The 20,667-nt window shown below is 52.7% G+C and carries 20 protein-coding genes and 1 tRNA gene; 15 read left to right on the top strand and 6 right to left on the bottom strand.

The genetic code is table 11. The annotated features are described in order from the left end of the window. Nucleotides 1-140 precede the first annotated feature (140 nt). The 5 genes from PLD04_00990 (at nt 141) to PLD04_00970 (ending at nt 2,914) form a co-directional block, all read left to right on the top strand. Nucleotides 141-530 carry a hypothetical protein gene (locus tag PLD04_00990; protein ID HXK66892.1) on the top strand — a complete coding sequence of 130 codons (390 nt, stop codon included), beginning with the start codon at nt 141-143 and terminating at the stop codon, nt 528-530. Nucleotides 531-811: 281 nt separating this feature from the next. Beyond that, nucleotides 812-979, top strand: a complete 168-nt coding sequence (locus tag PLD04_00985) for a helix-turn-helix domain-containing protein (GenBank protein HXK66891.1) — start codon at nt 812-814, stop codon at nt 977-979. Between the two features lie 130 nt (nt 980-1,109). Next, nucleotides 1,110-1,313, top strand: coding sequence for a helix-turn-helix transcriptional regulator (locus PLD04_00980; protein HXK66890.1), 204 nt, complete (start codon nt 1,110-1,112; stop codon nt 1,311-1,313). Continuing rightward, nucleotides 1,294-2,361: a site-specific integrase gene (locus PLD04_00975; protein ID HXK66889.1), complete on the top strand. Its 1,068-nt coding sequence runs from the start codon at nt 1,294-1,296 to the stop codon at nt 2,359-2,361. Before PLD04_00980 ends, PLD04_00975 begins: the two co-directional genes overlap by 20 nt. After that, complete coding sequence (locus tag PLD04_00970) at nt 2,354-2,914, top strand: hypothetical protein (GenBank protein HXK66888.1); 561 nt, start codon at nt 2,354-2,356, stop codon at nt 2,912-2,914. Before PLD04_00975 ends, PLD04_00970 begins: the two co-directional genes overlap by 8 nt. On the opposite strand, the gene PLD04_00965 is transcribed toward PLD04_00970, so the two are convergent. The 3 genes from PLD04_00965 to PLD04_00955 form a co-directional block, all read right to left on the bottom strand. Then, on the bottom strand, nt 2,907-3,494 hold the full coding sequence (locus tag PLD04_00965; protein ID HXK66887.1) for a hypothetical protein: 588 nt from the start codon (nt 3,492-3,494) through the stop codon (nt 2,907-2,909). The two genes, PLD04_00970 and PLD04_00965, sit on opposite strands and share 8 nt — an antisense overlap. Nucleotides 3,495-3,640: 146 nt before the next feature. Beyond that, a tRNA-Arg gene (locus PLD04_00960) sits at nt 3,641-3,714 on the bottom strand. A gap of 29 nt (nt 3,715-3,743) precedes the next feature. Further along, on the bottom strand, nt 3,744-4,307 hold the full coding sequence (locus PLD04_00955; protein HXK66886.1) for a PocR ligand-binding domain-containing protein: 564 nt from the start codon (nt 4,305-4,307) through the stop codon (nt 3,744-3,746). Nucleotides 4,308-4,415: 108 nt separating this feature from the next. On the opposite strand from PLD04_00955, the gene PLD04_00950 reads away from it, so the two are divergent. Continuing rightward, a complete protein-coding gene (locus tag PLD04_00950) occupies nt 4,416-4,622 on the top strand; it encodes a DUF1858 domain-containing protein (GenBank protein HXK66885.1) in 207 nt (68 codons plus the stop codon). Between the two features lie 11 nt (nt 4,623-4,633). Here PLD04_00950 and PLD04_00945 read toward each other — a convergent pair whose 3' ends face one another. Further along, on the bottom strand, nt 4,634-5,074 hold the full coding sequence (locus tag PLD04_00945; GenBank protein ID HXK66884.1) for a GatB/YqeY domain-containing protein: 441 nt from the start codon (nt 5,072-5,074) through the stop codon (nt 4,634-4,636). 33 nt (nt 5,075-5,107) lie between these two features. Next, a complete protein-coding gene (locus PLD04_00940) occupies nt 5,108-5,416 on the bottom strand; it encodes an MTH1187 family thiamine-binding protein (protein HXK66883.1) in 309 nt (102 codons plus the stop codon). 121 nt (nt 5,417-5,537) lie between these two features. Between PLD04_00940 and PLD04_00935 the strand changes: the two genes are divergently transcribed. The 9 genes from PLD04_00935 to PLD04_00895 all read left to right on the top strand — a co-directional run bounded on the left by PLD04_00935 (nt 5,538) and on the right by PLD04_00895 (nt 18,693). Beyond that, entirely contained in the window at nt 5,538-6,401 is an 864-nt protein-coding gene (locus PLD04_00935; GenBank protein ID HXK66882.1) for an NAD(+)/NADH kinase, read from the top strand. Next, complete coding sequence (locus PLD04_00930) at nt 6,398-7,633, top strand: DUF4147 domain-containing protein (protein ID HXK66881.1); 1,236 nt, start codon at nt 6,398-6,400, stop codon at nt 7,631-7,633. The genes PLD04_00935 and PLD04_00930 overlap by 4 nt, the downstream gene beginning before the upstream one ends. Continuing rightward, entirely contained in the window at nt 7,630-11,214 is a 3,585-nt protein-coding gene (locus PLD04_00925; protein HXK66880.1) for a translocation/assembly module TamB domain-containing protein, read from the top strand. Before PLD04_00930 ends, PLD04_00925 begins: the two co-directional genes overlap by 4 nt. Next, complete coding sequence (locus tag PLD04_00920; GenBank protein HXK66879.1) at nt 11,211-13,850, top strand: POTRA domain-containing protein; 2,640 nt, start codon at nt 11,211-11,213, stop codon at nt 13,848-13,850. Before PLD04_00925 ends, PLD04_00920 begins: the two co-directional genes overlap by 4 nt. After that, nucleotides 13,820-15,097 (top strand): hypothetical protein, encoded by a 1,278-nt coding sequence (locus tag PLD04_00915; protein HXK66878.1) that lies wholly within the window; start codon nt 13,820-13,822, stop codon nt 15,095-15,097. Before PLD04_00920 ends, PLD04_00915 begins: the two co-directional genes overlap by 31 nt. Further along, nucleotides 15,094-16,638 carry a murein biosynthesis integral membrane protein MurJ gene (gene murJ, locus PLD04_00910; protein ID HXK66877.1) on the top strand — a complete coding sequence of 515 codons (1,545 nt, stop codon included), beginning with the start codon at nt 15,094-15,096 and terminating at the stop codon, nt 16,636-16,638. The genes PLD04_00915 and murJ overlap by 4 nt, the downstream gene beginning before the upstream one ends. Further along, the gene (dtd, locus tag PLD04_00905) at nt 16,635-17,072 is read left to right on the top strand and encodes a D-aminoacyl-tRNA deacylase (protein HXK66876.1); all 438 of its coding nucleotides are present in this window, start codon (nt 16,635-16,637) and stop codon (nt 17,070-17,072) included. The genes murJ and dtd overlap by 4 nt, the downstream gene beginning before the upstream one ends. Beyond that, on the top strand, nt 17,066-17,797 hold the full coding sequence (locus PLD04_00900) for a class I SAM-dependent methyltransferase (GenBank protein ID HXK66875.1): 732 nt from the start codon (nt 17,066-17,068) through the stop codon (nt 17,795-17,797). The genes dtd and PLD04_00900 overlap by 7 nt, the downstream gene beginning before the upstream one ends. 74 nt (nt 17,798-17,871) lie before the next feature. Continuing rightward, nucleotides 17,872-18,693: a hypothetical protein gene (locus tag PLD04_00895; GenBank protein HXK66874.1), complete on the top strand. Its 822-nt coding sequence runs from the start codon at nt 17,872-17,874 to the stop codon at nt 18,691-18,693. A gap of 49 nt (nt 18,694-18,742) precedes the next feature. On the opposite strand, the gene PLD04_00890 is transcribed toward PLD04_00895, so the two are convergent. Continuing rightward, entirely contained in the window at nt 18,743-20,662 is a 1,920-nt protein-coding gene (locus PLD04_00890) for an oligopeptide transporter, OPT family (GenBank protein ID HXK66873.1), read from the bottom strand. Between the last annotated feature and the right edge of the window lie 5 nt (nt 20,663-20,667).

Raw genomic sequence — 20,667 nt, 5'->3', positions numbered from 1 at the left:
CTTACTTCCCTTTTATGAGCAACTTGTGAAATTCAACTGTCGAACGTCAGTCTGGATTTTCGCAAGAAACTGGCGGTCAAAGTACGCCGTCCAGGGGGAATCTTGGCCAGGCCACTCATTTCATTTCATAAGGAGGATTTATGTCTCGTTCCAGGAAATTTAAAATAAGGGGAGGATTTATCCAGATCCCACTAAGAGTCCTAAACTCGAACGCCTTTCAGGATCTCCCGCCTTCAGCTTCGAAGATCTGGCTCTATTTTGTGGCCAAGGTGAAACTGCCTTTTGAAGATCCAGATCGGTACGGGGTAGTTTTTTCATTCAGTTATGGGGAAGCCCGCCGATTTGGATTTTCAGCGGGAACCTTCTCCAATGGAATTCGAGCTCTCATCAAAAATGGGTTTTTGGATCCCGTCAAAAAGGGCGGATTAAAAAGCGCGGGCGGAGGCTTCAATCAGTTCAAACAATCAAAGCGATGGGAACGTTATGGAACGCCCCTATTTGTGAGGAGGTCCTGGGATGAAATTGTTTAGCCTACTCCAAAATGTGACGAATATAACCCACATATTGATTCTGTATCGCAGACTTTCCCCGTTATATTCATCTCAGGAAAGCTTTGAAATCAAGTCAATCTCATCTCACTTTTTGGACACTTTTCTATATAGGGCCAAGGGAGGGGGTAATAATTGGACATCTCGATATGGACTTAAATGTAAAGCTTGACACGGAAGATTTCGACCGGTTAGTCGAATCTATTGTGGATCGACTTGCCCAAAAATTTTCCGATCTCCGTCCTCAGTGCAATGAAGAACTGATGACGGTAAAGGAATTGTCTGCTTATTTAAAAGTAAAGGAAACATGGATTTACAAATTTGTCTCACTCAATGAGATTCCTCATTGCAAAATTGGTAAATTTTTACGATTTCGTCGCTGTGAGATAGATGGCTGGATAAAATCCAAATCTACATCCAACGAGGAGTAACCCTTTGATTTATAATCCGATGATCAGTTCTAATTGCCCTCTAAATAAAGAAGTTAGAAAACACTGTATACCAAATTGTATACCTCACTCCGGCCTTGACATTCTAACACTGTTAGACTATAATAAGGGTATGGATCCCTGGACACCGGAACGGATTATCATGTACAGAAAACATCTTGGCCTGACCCAGCTGGAATTCGCCGCTCTCCTTGGAGTACAACGAAATTACATTCATATGCTTGAAAAGGGGCTGCGGACTCCAAGCCCTACGTTATCAAGGCTGATGGACTGCCTTGAACAAAAGGAGGAGAATCATGGCAAGAGGAATTTATAAGAGAGGCAATGTTTACTGGATCCGTTATGGAGGACCGGATGGAAAGATCCGTTATGAGTCCTCGAACAGCTACCGGTATCGGGATGCCGAGATCCTGCTCACCAAACGCAAACAGCAGATGCTCGAAGGAAGGCACCCAGAAATTCTAAAAGTCGGAAATCATAAATTTTCTGATCTTGTTCCTGAATACCTGAAATGGGCCCAGCGGCAGAAAAGCTTCACCAGTAAAAGGGCGATAGTGATGAAGCTCAACCAGCAGTTCGGGGACTTCCCGCTTCGGAAGATCGGTCCTCTCCTGCTGGAAAAATATCAAACCCAGATGCTGAACCAGGGAAAAAGGCCTGCCACTGTCAATCGGCACTACCGAACCCTGGCCCATATGTTTACCAAGGCGGTGGACTGGCATATGGTCGAGGAAGAATACTTAAAACAGGTCCGAAAAGTAAAGACCCTTCAGGAGAATAATCGACGCTTACGCTATCTCTCACAGGAAGAATGCCAGAAGCTTATCGATCAGTGTGATCCTCATCTGCGTCCAATTGTGATTACGGCTTTGAATACCGGGATGAGGAGAGGAGAGATTCTAAATCTGCGGTGGGATAATGTTGATCTCCAGAATCGATTAATTCTTCTCGATCAGGACCAGACAAAGAATTCCCAGAGAAAAGAAATCCCCATCAACCAAACCCTTCTGTATACCCTTAAAGAAGTACGCACCAGACGTCGTCTGGATGTCCCATACGTGTTTTTCAATCCCGCAACGGGCAAACCCTTCACCGACGTTAAAAATGCGTTTAGAGGGGCATTACGGCGATCTGGGATTAAAGACTTCCGCTTTCACGACCTCCGACATACCTTTGCCAGCATGCTGGTCATGAAAGGAGTGGATCTTACAACTGTGAAAGAGCTCCTGGGCCATAAGGACGTGACCATGACCCTCCGCTACGCCCATCTTGCTCCGAGTCACAAGAGAAATGCGGTTGAGATATTGGACAGCAAAAGTCCTACTTCGCCTAGACATATCAGCGAGAAATACCATAATGAATGAGTTAATAAACTTGGAATATCTAGCAAAACCGATCTCACATTCATATGACGTATGGCGCATCTTCTGTCAACTTTATCCCACTAAGGACTGTCACCCAGATATAGCAAAAATATTGACCTACAATTTTTTCAACGTTGTCAAAGTGAGTCTTTTTTGTGATTTAGTTTTAAGCTTATGTAAGATATATGACCCACCTCAAATAGGGAACTACAAGCACATTACTTTTGAGTCATATAAAAAGATAATCAGCATGGATCCTGAGATAAATAATACATATAATGTTGCCAAAAATCTAATGACATCTTTTAGAGATCTTAGAAATCAAATTATTGCCCATTATGAATACGATTTCTTTCTTCATCCTCCTGGATCTGATGGGTTTAAACAATCTGATATTGATTGCATCTTGGACTATTCCAGAATTGTCAATAACCACATAAGAGAGCATTACAAGCTTACTCCCTATGAATATCCAATAAGACGTTCAAAAGGTGCTGCCGAGATTATTTTAGAGATTTTATCCCGAAATATCGCAAGTCCTGGATCTAGATAACCCTATCCGATTTCATCAAACTAACAGCTTCTTTTGCAAGTGATCTCATCATAGTTTCTAAACTGGCATGTCTACTGCCCTCAGTTAATGAAGTAGCCATCCATGCCACATCTCGTGTATCTGCATCCAATAGCTTGATTTCATATTTCAGTCTTGGAAGAGAGATATAATACCCACCTGTCTGGGTGGTTTTAAAGGTAACTGACTTACCTCGAACGAGAGTTGTCGTAGATGTTGGTTCAACAAATCGCTCTTCGCTAAATGAATCAATTAAATTTAGCATCAAAATCCCATCAGCTTTAGTTTCCTTAATTCGTTGTTCCACTTCATCGACAGAATATTCACGAAGTGGTGGAAGGATCACCATAGAGGAAACACCTTTTACTTGGCTATATGCAAGCTGTTCAATAAAAACAGATTCCGAAGCACGCCTTGATTCTATATCACTAAAAGGACAAAAAATAATAATTTTTGAATATTTTTTCGATTTTATCTCTGGATTCTTGATGGAAGAAATATCAGTAGAAGCACAACTAATGGTTAGTAGTATACCTAGCAAGCCAATAATCCACTTTGACATACATACCTCCCTAAGAGATCTTTTTTGCATATTAGCTCCTACATTAAAAGATTGTCAATTGCCCGCCTAGGCCAAGTATACAATAACTATACAGTCAGGGGATTTTTGGATTGAGTGGATTTACCTAAGTATCTGAAAAATAAGTGCGCGCCCGAGAGGACTTGAACCCCTAACCCTTTGATCCGAAGTCAAATGCTCTATCCAATTGAGCTACGGGCGCACGGTATTCCAGAAGATACTTTGGCAGGTCTAGGCTACCCCAGAGGCTTTGTCTCCGTCAAGCAGTTGCTTCAACCCTTCTTTCAGCTGAACCAGTTCGGTGATACTGGAAAAGAGGTGGTTGAGGATCCTGCAGAATTCACGAAGCTTCTCCGGTGGAATCATCGGATTTGTCTCGTAAAGGCGGATCAGCTCTTCCCGTTTCCAGCCAAGGGCCTCGCCGTGATCCAGAACGGTCGCGGGAAGGCTTCGATGGCATCGGAGGCCGCACATGCCGAAGGAAATAGTTGAACCATCAGAGATCTGTATGGGGATATTGAAGCGGGTAAAGTTCATGTGACACACGCTGAAGGTTGTATTTCCCCGCTCAAAGCACAGCCGGTGGATGGCTTCCCGGTCGTCCCGGCACAACCGCCGGCCCTTGGTTGAACTCTGCGTTGCCATGCAGATCGGATTCGTATTGTCGGTGGACCAGAGGTTCTCGCGATAATCCATGACCAGATAGCAGAGGTTGGAGTCCAGGAAATTCGAAACATCTCGAACGAACTCCTTCCATGCTCCAGAGAGAAAGTAATCCTTCAGGGCGTCGCGCATCGCGGCTCGATTGTATCAGAGGGACGCATGGAAATAAAAGTCACCGGTTCGCTCGTTTGATTCTCTGGACAACAATGCCTCAGTCTACCTGTTTCCGGAGGGGTTCCTATGCATCAGAATGAAATTCGCGCCGATATGCTTGTCGAAGAAGTGGTCAGCCAATTTCCGGCCACCGTTCCCGTATTCATGGACCACGGCCTTCCGTGCATCGTGTGCGGAGAACCGGTCTGGGGAACGATAGAAGAAAATGCCCGCAGGTACGACATCGACCTGGAGACCCTGGTGAAGGCCCTCCAGGAGGCAGTTTCGAAATAGATCCCGGGGAATTATCCGCCCAGAAGAGTACGGACAGCCTCCTGAACCCGCTTCCCATCCGCTCTGCCCTTCACCTTCCCCATGACTTCCTTCATCACCTTTCCCATTTCCTTCATTGATTCGGCCTTTGTTTCCACAATGGCAAGTTGAACGATCTCTTTCAGTTCCCCGTCGGTCAGGGGTTGGGGCAAATATCTTTTGATGATTTCTGCTTCCCGCTCTTCCTTCTCCGCCATATCGACCCTGCCTCCCTTGCGAAACTGTTCGGAAGCCTCGTATCGTCTCTTGAGTTCACGGGACAGAACGGCAACGATTTCATCTTCATCGAGATCCGCCATCTTTGCAATCCGCTCATTCTTCAGGGCGGCAATCAGCATGCGGATCGTGGACAGCCTCTCGGCCTCTCTGGCCTTCATGGCCTCTTTCATGTGGGTTTGAAGAATGTCCAGCATGGTACTCCTCCTCCAGGATCGGTCTTTGTAACCTTATGTCTTTAATGAACGGCCCACCTTTGATTCAACGGTCTTGATCTTGCTGTCCAGCCGTCCGCTCTTTCCCTTTCGAAAGTCCACTTTCATGGAAATGGAGATTCTTCCACAGTCTTCCTGCATTCGATTGAAACAGTCTCGGATAACCCCGAACACTTCGTCCCAGGACCCCTCCACACAGGTTCCCATGGGACCAAGGCGGTAGGGCAACCCGGAACGATCGATAATATCGAGGGATCGGGCTACGTAGGTACTCACGCTTTCACCTTTGTCCAGCGGTGTCATGGAAAATTCAGCAAGGATCATACAGGCCTCCCGGGCTGGCTGGTAACCCCCCGAGTATACTCCCGGCCCGACCCCATCTCAAGGCTCTGGAAACTGCGGCCAATCCGGATCATACAGGTCAGGGCTGGTGTACAATAGACCCATGGATCCGTTCAGGGTCGTAGGTATTATTGCAAAGTACAGTGATCCCAAAGCCATACGGACGGCTGAGAACCTTGCAGGTCACCTTGCCGAGCGAGGCAGAAGGGTTCTGATCGACCAAAGATCGGTAACGACACCGCCCCCGGGAGTCGAGCGGTTTCCGATGGCGGATCTGGCGATCAACAGTGATCTGGTTATCGTACTGGGCGGCGATGGTACGTTACTTTACGCCACCCGCCACATACCCAGCCCTGTACCCATTATGGGCATCAACATGGGTCGTCTTGGCTTTCTGACAGAATTCTCTTCCGACACCCTGTTGAACTCCCTGGATACAGTGCTGAATGGGGTATACCACCGTGAAGTCCGGCACAAACTGGCAGTTACTCTTCGTATCGAAGGACAGGAGGATGAGACCCACCACATTCTCAACGATGCGGTCATCACAAAGAGCGCCCTGGCCCGGATTATCGACCTGACGATCGACGTGGACGGCACATTTTTCACCAATCTTCGAGCCGACGGGCTGATATTATCCACCCCGACCGGCTCCACTGCGTATAACCTTGCCGCCGGAGGACCCATCGTTGAACCGACGCTCCCCGCGACAATCATGACTCCGATCTGCCCGCATACGCTCACGCAGAGACCGGTGGTTCTCCCGATGGACCGACCCGTAACTGTTCGGCTCCTGACAGAAAGGGAAGAGGTCTACCTCACCCTGGACGGGCAGGTGGGTTTTCCCTTTCTCAGCGGTTCTTCCATTTCCGTCAGGCTCTCCAATGAATTTCTCACCCTGCTCACTCCGGAGCACCATAACTACTCCGACGTGCTGCGAAAAAAACTTTCCTGGGGTGAGAGTTGATCCCATTTCTCACCCAAAGCTTCATGAAGGCTGTGGAAGACTGTCGCAGTAGCCGGCTGGTCAAAGAGTACCTGACGGAAAATCGCCTGCCATCCCCCCCCCTGGTCCTGTCTCTGGGAAAATCGGCCCAGAACATGGCACAGGGCGTCTGGGAGGTCATGCCGGAATCGGACATTCATCTCTTCACTTCCCGGCGCTATCTGGACCCTGCCGACCTTCCCGGACTTCTTCACGAGGGCGATCATCCCGTACCCGGGGAAAACAGCTACCGAAGCGGCCGGGAGTTACTCAACCTGGTGACCGGATCGACACGGGACCTGCTCTTTCTGGTATCAGGCGGCGGATCCAGCATGGTGGAGATGCCCCTTTCTCCGTGGATATCGGAACCCCTTCTGACCTCTCTCCATGCCCGGCTGATTCAAAGCCCCCTTTCCATCGAAGAAGCCAACTGCCTGCGAAAGCATACCTCGGCCATCAAGGGCGGCAGGCTTTCTCGGGCAGCGGAAAGATCCTGCACGACTCTGATCTGTTCTGATGTGCCGGGAAATCGCCCCGACCTTGTGGCTTCGGGACCGACGGTGGAGGATCCATCGACCCTGGATGAGGCGGAAAGAGTCCTGGAGACCCTTAAGGAATGGGAATTTCATACCAAGCTGGAAGTTCTCATTCGGAACAAGACCCTTCCGGAAACCCCCAAGCCGGCCAGTGCACACCTTCGAAGCCGGGAGGTCCGGATTCTTGCGGATAATTCCACTTTTCTCCGGGCCTTTGCTTCCCGTCTTACCAATGAAAAGTGGCATCCGGCCATTGTAGTGGACAACCGGGACATGCCGGCAGAAGAAGCTGTAGACACCCTCATTACCGCGTTTTTGCAGGCCGGGCCCGGCCAGATCATCCTGGCCGGCGGTGAGTTCCCCCCTTCCCTCCACGATCCCCGGGGGCGGGGAGGACGATGCACCCATCTGGCTGCAGTCTGGTCAGCCCGGGCCTTAGGTGAATTTCCCGATCGTGCCTGGACCCTGATGGCGGCAGCAACGGACGGTCAGGATGGAACTGCCCCATCGGGCGGTGTCATCCTCAGCAGGGATGATCTTGGGTCAGACCGAAATGTACTTCTTGAGGCCATTGCCTCCGGTGACACTTATCCCCTCTGGAAAAGCAGGGGGACGATCCTTGCCCCCGCAATCACCGGAATCAACCTCAGGGACCTCGTGGTCCTTTTCGTACGATGAGACGGCGAACCAAGCTCATTCTGGCTCCCTTTCTTCTTCTTGCACTCCTGGTCGGCCTCTTTCACACCCCTCCCGTGCAGCACTGGCTTTCGAACACGTTCATGGGCTTCCTTCAGCATGCACTGGGCGTGAATATCTCCTGGACCTCCTTTCGACTGACCCTGGTACCGCCCCGTCTATCCCTGACCGATGTCCAGATCACGGACCTGGGTACGGTGAAGTCCATTCGAATCTCAACTGGCCTGAACCCATGGAATCTCAGAGCCACCGTCGATCAGATGAGGCTCCATATCGTTACGGGGGAGGAATCAAAACCGGTAGGGCTGAAGCTTCCCCGGTTTGCCCACCTTCAGCGGGTCACCCTCCTGAATTCGTACGTACAGTTCAACGAGAAGAAGGTTCCTCTGGAGATCGACGCATTTGGAGTCTCCCTGGTAAACGGAAAACTGGATGTCCGCGCGGTGGAATGGTCCGTTGAGGATTACGGTCCCCTTACTGCATCGGTCGCCTGCGATATGAAAGGAGATGAACATCTCCTCTACGTTCGGGATCTTCATATCCACACGAAAAACGCAAACCTTCTGGGACAGGCCACACTCAACACGAAGACCGGAAAAATCAATCTTTCATTTCAGGCCACCGGGGAGATCGGAACCTATGCGGATCACTTCCGTCTGGGGGTTCCTCTCCAGGGCGAAACAAACATTCACGGAAAACTGACAGCTCAGACAGACGTTTTCGATATCACGGCAACCATCCGGTCCGAAGATATCTTCTTTAACGGACACAGCATGGGGCCCGTTCGAAGCGAGTGTTCCATTCACAAGGAACGAGGGACTAAAATCCTGGACATCAAGGCTTCGGTCCGTGAAGCCGATTTTCACCTCATCTATGATCTGGGGGATCCCGTACAGGGACATATGGTAGTCCAGGCCGGTTCGATGTCGGTTCAGCGTGTATTCACCCTCTTCAACCTGCCCGAGGTTGTGGCTCGACAGGCCGCACCGGCCACCCTTGATTACCGTTGGACCGGTACAGAGGTCGATTCGGGGGAGGGAAAGATTCGAATCGGGGACGAGACCTCCTCCCTGCAGTTTGCAGGCACCCTGGAAGGATTTTCCAGATTACACGGACAAATGCGTCTTCAAACCCGCATGGGATGGATTGTCCTGGATGGAGCCTTCCCGCTATCAGGATCTGAACCGATACGGGCATCGGGGAACCTGAAAACCGTGAGAATCGAGACGATCCTGGCCATGATCGGCCCTCACCTCGGGGAGCCCATCCCTCTTGCCGGTTCCCTGCAGGGCAAGATTCTCCTGGAAGGAACGTGGGATGACCCGGTCCTGAATTTCGAAGGTCATGTATCCGATGTTTCTTACCCTCCCTTTGAGCTGGGATCAGGATCCGTTCGCCTGAGGATTTCGGAGTCGGGGCTGAAAATCATAAGCGAGCAGTTCGAATTGGGAGGGGGATCCCTTCAAATAAACGGATTTATCCCCTTTGACGCTTCGCCAATCCGCCTGTCTCTTATGTCGGAGATGTTTCCTGTACCCGCTCCCGTTGATCTTGCCGTAACATCCATTGGTGTCCTGCAAGTTGACGGTGATTCCTGGTCCTATGCCGGACACCTGAGTGAGGGTAGGATTGAAGGTCTGGAACTGGAAAATCTTTCTGCAGAAGCCCGGTACCAGGATGACAGGCTTGACGTGGAGATTGACCGCATGACTCTCCTGGAAGGTTCGGCCAGGGGCATTGTCCAGCTCCAGGGCGACGTGGTTTCCACAACCCTGACCGCAGAGCAGGTCCATCTTCCGTCCACACCGTTTACCACTTCCTTTTCCCTCTCCCTGGTTCTTGAAAATGACATCATGACCCTTGCCGGAGGAGGAACGATCGATGGTGACATGCCGCACGTACTGCCTGCGGCGTACAAAGTCTTGCTTACCGAAGGCCGGGGTACCTATGACCTCACACTGGCCAATGGTGGCGGGCTCTCGGGAAACGCGGACATTTCCCGTCTCCCCGATATCGATCTTTCGGGAACCCTGTCCGGACTCTCCCCTGATTTTTTGTCCAAAATTACGCCCTTTCAACCCCTCAAGGCACTGGAAGCCCGGTTTGACCTGACCCTGAATACCGAAACACTGAGCGAGGGAAAGGGCTCGGCGGAAATTCAACCCTTCGGCTTTACCTATCATGATCAGACCTTCACCCTCCCGGAAGGGTTACGATTTCGCATGGAAGGGGGCGAATTTACAATCGAACAGGTTCCGCTGGACCACCCTTACGGTCTTCTGGGAATTGGTGGAACGATCCGTATCGAACCTGAGCTGTCACTGGAAGCCAACGTCACCGGGTACTTCGGAGACGATCTGATCCAGATCCTTCTGCCCGAGTCCTCCTTCCTGGGAGAAGGATTCATAAACCTTACCTTCACGTGGAGGAAGGGTTCCCTCATGGCGGAGGGAAGTGCCGAAATGTCCGGCCGCCATTTTCGTTACCCTCCATTCAATCTTCATGCCCGCCACGTCGATGTAGCTCTCGACCTTTCGGGAAGGAAGGTCACCCTGACCCGCGCCACGGCGGAGATGGAACAGGGAACCATTTCTCTGGACGGATACCTGATTACCGGCCCGACTCTGGCCCCGGAAACGGTGAATATTCATATGAAGGGAGCTCGTGTCCCCATCCACTTTGTGAGCGGACTGGAGGGAACCACGGATCTCGATCTTCGCCTTCTCACGATCGAAGGGCAGAGCCAGCTGATTGGAGATATCCAGGTTACAAGGGCCCTCTATACGAGACCGTTCAATTTTTCCCAGGAGGTGCTGAATTCTCTGCTGAAGAAGAAGATGATCCGAACGGCGAAGAGGCTTCCGAAGATAAATATGAATATCAAGGTAACCTCGCCGGATTCTCTGGAAGTTCGAAACAACCTGATTACGGCAAGGGGCGGAGGGAACCTCCAGATATCGGGAACGATGGATAATCCGACTATCTTCGGCCGCATTGTCATTCAGGAGGGCGGCATTGTCGATTTTAATGAGGTCAAGTACGAAATCGTGAATGCGGTGGCCGACTTCAACAATCCGATCCAGATCGATCCCGTCATCAACGTCCTGCTCGAAACCTCCATCAAAAACTATACCGTGCGGGTGCAGATTTCCGGCCGAACGGCCTATCTCCACACTCAATTTTCCTCGGAACCCTACCTGCCCAAAAGTGACATCCTTCAGCTCCTGTTCGGGGGAATTCAGTCGGGGCAGGAAGGGTTTATCGGCGGATTTTTCGCTACGGAGATTTCCAAGGAAATATCAGAACAGGCCAACCTTCTGTTCGGCCTGACCCGGGTCAGCATTGACCCCATTGTCGGGGGAGATACCGTTTCCACGGCCCGGGTGACGGTCAGCAAACAGATTAATCGAAATTGTATCTTTAATTATGTCTTTACAACCAGTTCCAACCGTGAGGATCTTATTTCCGTCGAGTGCTCCATCGGGTACGGAGCCTATATTAATCTTCTCCGAGAACCGGATGGCAGTTACTTCTTTGAGATCCATCGGAGGCTGAGATTTTGAAGCAGTTCTTTTTCCTCGTACTCCTTTCTTCCGGCATGTCGGCACAGGTGATCGACCATGTCCGTCTCCAGGGCGCCCCTCCGGCCAATGTCGCTGCCCTCGCCAGGCTGATCACGGTTCAGGAAGGCAGGGAACTCAGCCCCGAGGCAGTTCAGGACTCCATCCGTCTGCTCATGCAGAGCGGCATTACGGCAAACGTGGAAGCAATCCTGGATGAAAACACCCTCACGTTCAAGGTAAGACCGAAAATCCTTCTCCAGTCCATCCGCATCCGGGGATTCAGTCGAAAGGCAGTACAGAAGGCACTGGGGATGTCTGCACCGGGCTGGTTCTGGGAAGAGGATATTCTTCCCACCGCCCGCGAAAAGCTTCAGCATATGCTGAACGGGGAAGGCTACCTGAACGGCGAAGTCCGTCTGGAGCTCAAACCGGGTCCTGACGAGTGGGAAAAATCCCTTCTTGTGAATATAGATCGGAGAGAACGTCTTCCCGTGGAACGGGTGAATCTCTCCGGGGAGTGCTCCCATATCCTGGATCATGCCTTCGACAAACTGATGGAGAAGCCCTTTCAACCTTCCCGGATTCATGCTTTTCTCCGCAAGACACGCCAGCAATTGTTCAAGCAGGGGTACCTTAATGCGACTCTGACCCTTTCCCGTATTGAACAGGGCGAGAGGGGAATCATTCTTCCAATTGAAACCCATTGTGATCGGCCGGTGGACGTGCGCTTCGAGGGAGAACCTGCGCCCCGATCCCTGCAGCGAAAGATCGATAAGCTCTTCGCCCGGGAGGGACTGAAAGACGCCAAACTCCAAACGCTGATTCAGGACTATGAAGCCCGGCTGCATCGAAAGGGGTACTACCGCGCGAAGATCACCGTGTCCCTGGTGGACGATGATTCCTGCAACTGCAGCCGCCTGGTCTTTGTCATGTTCAAGGGGGAACGGTACACACTGGGTGACCTTTCCTTCACCGGGAATGAACAGCTGAACGACGCCATCCTGACAAAGGAAGTGGGGATACGGGTTGGGAAGAGGATTACCCCGGACGCAGTAAAAAATGGACAGTCCTATATCGAGGCCGCATACTCCGATCGGGGGTTTCTGGAAGCAGCCGTCGACACTCCCATTACGGACATCGACTCAACTCAGAGGGTTGTCCGTGTGACCTATCCCATTGCCGAGGGTTCTTCCCTTCAGATCGGGAAGGTCTTCATGGAGGGATTCCCCGATCTCGGGGAAGATCTCCGTCTGAACCTGGAAGCACGTGCCGGCCAGCCGATGCGGGAGGAAATTCCCTCGCGAGATCTCGCCATACTCCAAAACAGTCTTTTTAATTCCGGCTATCTGGAGGCCACGGTATCTGTCAAATCAAACATCCATGATGGGACCATCGATCTGACCTATCAATGTCAGCCGGGCTCTCAGCGATACGCAGGAAAGGTGTTCATCCGGGGACTTCAGACCATAAACCGTGAGACCCTGCGTCACGACCTCGATTTGCATACGGGGGATATTCTCTCCCAGCAAAAGCTTTACGACATCCAGGAAGATCTCTACTCGACGGGCTTATTTAAGCGTGTCGACATTGAGCGTGTTCCTTCGTCGGAAAACTCCTCAATCGATCACGTTCGCATCGATGTCGAAGAGGACAAGCATCACGCCTTTGCCTATGGGCTCGGATATGACACCGAGGAGCAATTCAGGATCAAGTTGGGATATTCCATGATGAACCTCTTCGGTCGCCGCCATTATCTGGGCCTGACGACCCGGCTTTCAAACCGGGAGCAGCATTTTCGGCTTACCTACCGGGTACCCGACACCTGGGGGACCGCCTTCCCCACAACCGGTGTCGTCTATCGAACCAGCGAACGATGGACTTCCTTCGATTTATTAAAGGAAAATGCTTTTGTGGAATACATGCGGGAATGGGGTCCCCGAAGCCAGGGATTCCTGCGTCTCGAATATTCGGTCCAGCGGCCAGATAATGCAAAGGATTATCTGATCAACCGGGGGGATGCGGAAGAGCGTACCATGATTTACCCGGTTCTATCCTATGTATACGATTCCAGGCTTGATCCTGTGTATCCTCTCCGGGGCACCTTCACATCCTTTGAAATCCGATGGTCTCCGGAGACTACCTTTACCGACTCAAGCTTCGTAAAATGGTTCGGTCACCAGACCGTTCATCTCCCGGTACAGGCACGATCGACACTCATCCTCTCCCTTCGCTATGGAGGGATTCGTCCCCTCGGAAGCGAATCTGTACCAATTGGAGAGCGGTTCTTTTCGGGAGGCAGAACCTCTCACCGGGCCTACGCACGCGACACACTCGGGATCGAAGGTGAGACCCTGGAGGAGTACGAACCCCTGGGAGGACTTGGCGTTCTGCTTGCCAATGTAGAGTTCCGATCCTTGCTCCTTAATCAATTCGGTGTTAGTGTATTCCTGGACAGCGGCAATGTCTTTCAGAAGCATGAAGACATCTCCCTGGACCGTTTGAAGCATGGTGTGGGTGTGGGAATCTTTGTCCTCACCCCCGTCGGGCCGTTGCGTGTAGACTACGGGAAAAAACTGGATCCTGAGGAGGGTCAGCCAGAGGATCAATGGTTCATGAGTCTGGGATTTCCGTTCTAAAAGGGAGAGAGACCGACCCGCAGGTTTTCGAAATGGAAATGTGGGTCCAGGCTATCGCCTGCTTTTTTGATCTCGAGCATCTTCCCATGAGTACTTACGAGCAGGAGCATGCCTCGCTTCATAACTATCGGCCGGAAATCGCCTGTGTCCGTTCCGGGCTGGAAAGGCTTCTGATTGCGCTGCGGCTGCTTCTCGGGGAGGACCAGCTTCACTTTACCCAGTTCATGATCTACCTGGAATCCTTGCGTTCGGACTCTTCCGACAGCGGCACCGCCGTTGCCACTCAACTTTCCGAAGCCATTGAACATGTACAGGATTTCATCAAGATCGCCGGAGACCTCTCCTCCGTGAGTTATCTGTCCCTCCAGACCTACTTCGCTTTCGGCCGTCTTCTCAAGTCCATCATGGAGTACCATCCGACCTTCTCTCCCCTTTTTCGAGGTACGTCTCTTCCCAGGCTGGCAGAGGTATCCAAGGAAAGCCTCCACCCCCTCCTCAAGGATCTGAAACACCACGCCTACGGCGGACCCTACCTCACCATCGTAATGTTCCAGTTCAAAATCCTGAAATACCTCCAGCACGTCTCCTCCATCCTTGAGAACCGGAAAGACTACCCCTCCGCGGTTATGCTCTTTGCCCTGATCCACCATACCTGGAAAGAGTTGGAAATCACGATCAACAAACGCGCCATACCCTCTATCAGGGAGGACGCAATTAAGAATCAGATCGAGTCGATGCTCTTCTCCAGCCGGATGGAACTGCGAAAGGTCATGGAACTGGAGCTGGTCGATGTCAACCTCCTCCTCGATCCGCAGGTCGTCCATGGAAAGATCGAGGATTCCCAGGGAATCTGCAGGGATCTCTTTCAGCAGAACATCATTTCAATCCTCTCCGTGGCGTCCGGTAAGGAACTCAAGGGTGAGATTATCTTTCCCTACTATCAGAACCGCCGCGAACAGTCGGTCCAGCTGCTGACAGCCTTGCTCGACCTCCAGGAAAAAGCGGTTAAATTTACCGAGGAAGGATCCCGACCTACCTTTCGGAAGCTCCTGCGATCGCTGGAATCCTTCCACGTTAAATACATGAAATATCTTATGTACAAAGACTGGGGAACCGTGGATCGATTCTATTTCGATCTGAAGAGCACGGAAAGCCTGAAGCAGAAAGAATTTCTTGCCCACCAGTTCCAGGTTTTTATTCAGACCCTCATTGGTGAAGTCAAAAAACGTTCCGTTCTGAAGGCATGAACCGGGTTCGGACCGTCGGTGGGGTCACCCTGATCACACTTCTTTCCCGGGTCACGGGATACGCCAGGGACAAGGTCCTGGCTCTCGTCCTGGGTGCGGGCATGCAGGCCGACGCCTTCATCGTCGCCTTTCGAATCCCCAACCTCTTCCGGGCTCTCCTGGCCGAGGGAGCCCTCCACGCTGCTTTCATCCCCGTCTTCTCCGAGTCACGCAACCAGGAGAACTCGGAGGATCTCTGGAAGTTCGCCGCGGTTTTTCTTTATTCCCTGACCTTTATATTGACCGCCATTACCGTGGCGGGCATTGTCTTCTCTCCATGGATCGTTTCCCTGTTCGCCCGAGAATTTATCCTTACTCCCGGGAAATTCGAGCTTACCGTCATGCTGAACCGGGTCATGTTCCCCTACCTCTTTCTCATCTCCCTCGCCGGGCTCTTTCAGGGAATCCTCAACGCCCACGACAGGTTTTACCTCCCTGCCGCCACCCCGATCTTTCTGAACCTCAGCATGATCGTATGCGGTCTTCTTCTTGGGAGGGTCTATCAGCACCCTACTCTGGGATTCGCGACAGGCGTCTTTGTCGGAGGCGTCCTGCAGATGGGAAGCCAGCTCGTCGTGGCTCGTCGGCTGGGACTCTCCCTCAATCCAGTCCGCCCCTTCTCTCACCCTGCCGTCTGGAAGGTGCTGAAGCTCATGGTGCCGGGGCTCTTTGTCCTGGGCATCTACGAAATCAATCAGCTCGTAGGTACGAGGTTTGCAGCGTCCATCGGGGATTCGGCCGTCAGTGTCCTTTACTACGCCTACCGGGTCAACCACCTGGTATACGGCGGCGTGGTCATGTCGCTCTTTACGGTATTCCTTCCCGGCATGTCCCGGGAAGTCAAGGATCGCGATCGGTTCCTGACGACCCTGACCTCCGGAATCAACCTTGGATTATGGGTTACGATTCCTGCGGCCGCCGGACTCTGGATCCTGGCGGAACCTTCCATCAAGGTCCTCTTCGAGGGAGGAAGGTTTTCAAGTTCCGATACTCTCCTTGTGGCCGAAGCCCTTGGATACTACGCACTTTCTCTCCCGGCCTACGCGATCAGCAAAATGCTGGCTTCAGCCTTCTTTGCCCACCAGAACACACGGACCCCGGCCGTCGCCACCGCCATTGACCTTCTGGTTTTTACAGCCGGTTGCGTTTTTCTCGTTCCCCGGATGGCCCAGTCCGGTATCGCCCTGGCCACAAGCCTGGGCGGGTACGCTCAGGTTCTGGTCATGATCCTCTTTGCCGGAAGGGCCGGCATTTCCCCTTCATGGAGGGCGATGGGCACGGAAGCCCTGCGCATCATTGTGGCATCCGGAGTCATGGCTTTCGTTCTGATCCAGGCACTCTCCTTCTTTCCGCTCACCGCAGGATCGGGGATCGCCCTCACGTTATTGCGATTGACCCTGTTTATTGCTGCAGGCTTTGCCCTCTTCCTGGTCCTCTGTTCAATCCTGAAAGTGAAGACTCTCTCAACCCTTCGACAGGGAATGAAGAGGATTCGCTCATGATTATCTGCATCCAGAGAGTACAGAAGGCGTCCGTACGGGTGGAAGGAAAGACGGTGGCGCAAATCGGAAAAGGCCTTCTCCTTCTTGTCGGAATCGAAAAAAAAGACCGGGAGGAACAGTTTGGCCGGGCTTCGGATAAGATCGTAAACCTGCGAATCTTTCCCGATGAAGAGGACAAAATGAACCGGAGCGTAAAGGATATCGGAGGCGAGATTCTTGCCGTCTCCCAGTTCACCCTTGCGGGCGACATCCGCCGCGGACGGAGGCCTTCTTTCGATGCGGCGGCCCCACCCGAAGAGGCAAAGGTTCTCTTCGAAAACTTTGTGGCCGCTCTGAATGCCCAGGGGGTACCCGTTCAAACGGGAGTATTTCAGGCCCTGATGGAGGTCGATCTGGTGAATGACGGCCCCGTGACGATTATCGGGAAATGGTGATTTACGACCGAATTGCCCCCTATTACAACCGGGTGCTTTCCCGCCCATTTTTCGCATTCCTTCGACCCGCAATCATGTCGATCTTTGAAACATACGGGATCCACCGCCGATCCCGGATCCTGGAAGTTGCATGCGGTCCCGGGCATCTCTGCGCTTACCTGGCCGATCGGGCTTTCGACATAACCGGGTGCGATCTTTCGATCGGACAGCGTCTCGCTTCCTCCCACCGCCAGAGCTTTCCCTTTGTCGTTTCCCGGATGCAGAACCTCCCCTTCCGCCAGCCCTTTGATGTCATCCTGAACCTGTATGACAGCCTGAATCACCTCCTGACCCTTTCCGATCTGTCTTCCACCTTCGACGAAACGTACCGGCTCCTGGTCCCCGGGGGATGGTTCATCTTCGATACGAACACCAAGCTCGCCTTTAAGCGAATCTGGGGATCCCGCACCCCATTTATCCATGAAGAATCCGACTTCACCATGGTCATGGAGACCCGCTACTCGTCGGGCACCCGAATGTCCGAAGCCATCGTCACCGTGCGCGACGGGGAAGGTGAAATTGTCTCGACGCTGAAGGAGCGCTATTTCACACCAGGGGAGATCCGGAACAATCTGAAGAATTCAGGCCTTGGGCTCGTTGACAAGATTCCCTGGTGTCCCAGCAAGGATGCTTACCACGGACTGGCCGTCAAGGATATCTGGATCGCCCGCCGGCCCGATGTCTGAATTCACTAAACCGTTTCGTTCGTATCCCGGTTACGCTATCATACGATGAGAAGGGAACAAGGAAGGAGATCTCAATGCAGCCAGGACCCGTCATTTCATCTCCCGGAACGGCCGTAGCGAAACCACCACTTTCGGTCCAGCTCGCGAAGGCAAGCTGGATCGCTCCGCTCGTGGTTGTAGGCATGAATATCCTGGTCAAAGCAGCCTTTCCCCTGGATGACGCCACGGGAACCCGCAGCCTTGTTATTGCATCCGTTGCGCTTGTCCTCTATTTTCTCGGACTCATCTGCGGAATCGCGGCCCTCTTTGGAATTTCGAAACATGGATGGAAAGGGATCCTGATTCCCGCGGGAATCGGCATCTTCCTAAATTTCGTAATCATCGTCATCATGACCGTGATTGTAGCCAGCTCCTTCTTCAAAACGGCCATTGCGAACAAACCTCCTGAAGCGGTGCAGTTTCTGGAGGGACAGTTTTCGATTTCCAGGCCGGGCTCGTGGTCCTTTCTCAACGGCCGTCTGAATGACAGCGCCGATCTGGAAATGGGAAACCTGGCCCGGGAGGCCTACTGCACGATCCTGAGCGAATCGAAAATGGATTTTGACGAAGATGTGGATCTGGAACAATTCAGTCAGATCGCCAGCGGGATCCTCGTGAATTCCCTGGAAAATCCGAAGGTGGAAGGACCCTACAATCTGAATATCGTGGACTATCCTGCCGTGAAGTATGAGATCCTTGGCTCGATCAACAATACCCGTATCCGGTACTGGCATGTATCCGTGGACCTGGGATCTTACTATCACCAGGTTCTCCTGTGGAGCCTGCCTTCCCGTTTTGAGAAGAACCAGCCCGATTTTGAAGAAGTATTAAGGTCGTTCCGGTCCGAAGAACCCTGATCTGCTTCTTTTTTCGATCCTCTTCACGATCAAGGGGTCGGCCCTGCCTCTATTCAGATTCCGGCTTTAGACGGGTCATTCGAACGAGGAAAAAGGCCAGGAGGGTAAAGGCCGCCATGGCGGCGATCTGGTCTCCATACCCCGAAAACTCAAGGCCCCAGCCCTCCGGCTTCCGGCCTGAAATATAGGCAAAAACGGCAAGGCCTACCCCCACAAGGCCTTCCCCGGCGATCATGCCGGAAGCAAGAAGAACACCCTTTTCCCTGCGTTGATCCATGTCCTGTCCCCGTCGGCGTGCCCGGTACTCCACGAGGGAACGAAGAACGCCACCGACAAAGACCGGGGTCATCGTCTTCACGGGAAGGTAGATGCCCACAGCAAAAGGAAGCGGAGGTACCCCCAGCAGGGAGGCAACGAGAGCCAGGGACGCGCCGGTGAGTACGAGTCCCCAGGGAAGATCGGCCTGAAGGACACCTTCGATGACCGTTTTCATCAAGGTGGCCTGCGGCGCGGGCAGGGCTTCGGTTCCAAAACCAAGCCCCTTCCCAAGAAAAAAGACTGCGGCGGCAATGGCAAACGCCGAAGTAAGGCTTGAAATGAGCTCAACAATCTGCTGCCGGGAAGGGGTGGCCCCGATGATGTACCCGCACTTGAGATCCTGCGAAATATCTCCGGCAATGGAAGCCGCCACGCAAACCACGGTCCCGATCGTGAGGACTGTGGCCTTTGCAGCATCGTCCGTCCATCCCAGGAGGTAGAAGATTGAGCTGGTTCCCAGAAGTGTCACGATCGCCATTCCCGACGTAGGGTTGGACGTAACCCCCACCAGACCGACGATACGGGAGGAAACCGTTACGAACATGAAGGCAAAGAGAACGATACAGAGGGCACCAAAGACCCGCAGGGGTATCGAGGCTCCCACACCCAGAACGTGCGAGGAAATCATGGTAACCCCGACGACAACCGCAGCCCCAATCAGGACAACGGACATGGGCAGATCGTGCTGGGTTCGAATCGGCGCGACCCCCACCTTTCTTCCCTCGGAAGTAAATCCCTTCAACCCGTCCATCAGGCTCTGCATCATCGTGGGAAGGGAACGGAGCACAGTCAGGATGCCGGCAAAGGCGACAGCGCCGGCTCCGATGTACCGGACGTAGTTCTGCCAGATATCTTTGGCGGACATGGCGGAAATGGGGACATCCAGGGAAGGAAAGAGAGGGTGAACCGCAGATTCTCCAAAGTGGGCGATCATGGGGATAAGAACAAGGGAGGAAAGGATCCCTCCGGCCACCATGATCCCTGCAATGCGGTACCCGAGGATATATCCCACACCCAGGAGTGCCGGCGTCGGGTCGAGCCCGATGATTCCCTTCTTCAACGAGGGAATCTTGATGTTAATCTCCTCCGCCCAGAGTTTTCCAAAAGAAAGGAGGACTTTGTACACGGCCCCGACGACCAGACCGATAAAGACATTTTGAGCCCGGGCTCCCCCGGCGTCGGCCGCAATCAGCACCTGTGCCGCCGCCGTTCCTTCAGGGTAGGGAAGCTCATGGTGTTCCTTCACGATCAGATAGGGACGAAGCGGAATCATGAAGAGAATGCCGAGAATGCCGCCGAGGAGGGCAAGAATGCCGATCTGAACCAGCGGAGGATCAAATCCCCACATGTATAGAGCGGGGATCGTAAAGATCACCCCGGAGGCAAGGGAAGAGGACGCCGACCCCATCGTCTGGGCGATGTTGCATTCCAGAATATTTGTCTTCCGCGAAACCCGTTCCAGCAGCTTGAAAACCGCTACGCTGAGAACGGCAAGGGGAATCGACGTGGAAATCGTCAATCCGACCCTCAGGCCGAGATAGGCATTCGCAGACCCGAAGATGGCGCCAAAGAGAGCCCCGGTGATCAGGGCTCTTATCGTTACATCCCGGTACCGGGTCTCGGCGGGGACATACGGCTTAAATTCGCTCATGCAGG

This window comes from Thermoanaerobaculia bacterium (assembly GCA_035593605.1).
GTDB lineage: Bacteria > Acidobacteriota > Thermoanaerobaculia > UBA2201 > DAOSWS01 > DAOSWS01.
The sequence above is the reverse complement of the archived record's forward strand: the minus strand, read 5'-3'. Positions and strand labels throughout refer to the sequence as shown.

Bases quoted from the DNA above. Each gene is read 5' to 3' on its own strand.
- PLD04_00965 (HXK66887.1), bottom strand. From the start codon at position 3,494: ATGTCAAAGTGGATTATTGGCTTGCTAGGTATACTACTAACCATTAGT.
- PLD04_00945 (HXK66884.1), bottom strand. From the start codon at position 5,074: ATGCTGGACATTCTTCAAACCCACATGAAAGAGGCCATGAAGGCCAGA.
- PLD04_00955 (HXK66886.1), bottom strand. From the start codon at position 4,307: ATGCGCGACGCCCTGAAGGATTACTTTCTCTCTGGAGCATGGAAGGAG.
- PLD04_00890 (HXK66873.1), bottom strand. From the start codon at position 20,662: ATGAGCGAATTTAAGCCGTATGTCCCCGCCGAGACCCGGTACCGGGAT.
- PLD04_00900 (HXK66875.1), top strand. From the start codon at position 17,066: ATGGTGATTTACGACCGAATTGCCCCCTATTACAACCGGGTGCTTTCC.
- PLD04_00895 (HXK66874.1), top strand. From the start codon at position 17,872: ATGCAGCCAGGACCCGTCATTTCATCTCCCGGAACGGCCGTAGCGAAA.
- PLD04_00985 (HXK66891.1), top strand. From the start codon at position 812: ATGACGGTAAAGGAATTGTCTGCTTATTTAAAAGTAAAGGAAACATGG.
- PLD04_00935 (HXK66882.1), top strand. From the start codon at position 5,538: ATGGATCCGTTCAGGGTCGTAGGTATTATTGCAAAGTACAGTGATCCC.
- PLD04_00970 (HXK66888.1), top strand. From the start codon at position 2,354: ATGAATGAGTTAATAAACTTGGAATATCTAGCAAAACCGATCTCACAT.
- PLD04_00925 (HXK66880.1), top strand. From the start codon at position 7,630: ATGAGACGGCGAACCAAGCTCATTCTGGCTCCCTTTCTTCTTCTTGCA.
- PLD04_00990 (HXK66892.1), top strand. From the start codon at position 141: ATGTCTCGTTCCAGGAAATTTAAAATAAGGGGAGGATTTATCCAGATC.
- PLD04_00950 (HXK66885.1), top strand. From the start codon at position 4,416: ATGCATCAGAATGAAATTCGCGCCGATATGCTTGTCGAAGAAGTGGTC.
- PLD04_00980 (HXK66890.1), top strand. From the start codon at position 1,110: ATGGATCCCTGGACACCGGAACGGATTATCATGTACAGAAAACATCTT.
- PLD04_00915 (HXK66878.1), top strand. From the start codon at position 13,820: ATGGTTCATGAGTCTGGGATTTCCGTTCTAAAAGGGAGAGAGACCGAC.
- PLD04_00940 (HXK66883.1), bottom strand. From the start codon at position 5,416: ATGATCCTTGCTGAATTTTCCATGACACCGCTGGACAAAGGTGAAAGC.
- PLD04_00975 (HXK66889.1), top strand. From the start codon at position 1,294: ATGGCAAGAGGAATTTATAAGAGAGGCAATGTTTACTGGATCCGTTAT.
- murJ (HXK66877.1), top strand. From the start codon at position 15,094: ATGAACCGGGTTCGGACCGTCGGTGGGGTCACCCTGATCACACTTCTT.
- dtd (HXK66876.1), top strand. From the start codon at position 16,635: ATGATTATCTGCATCCAGAGAGTACAGAAGGCGTCCGTACGGGTGGAA.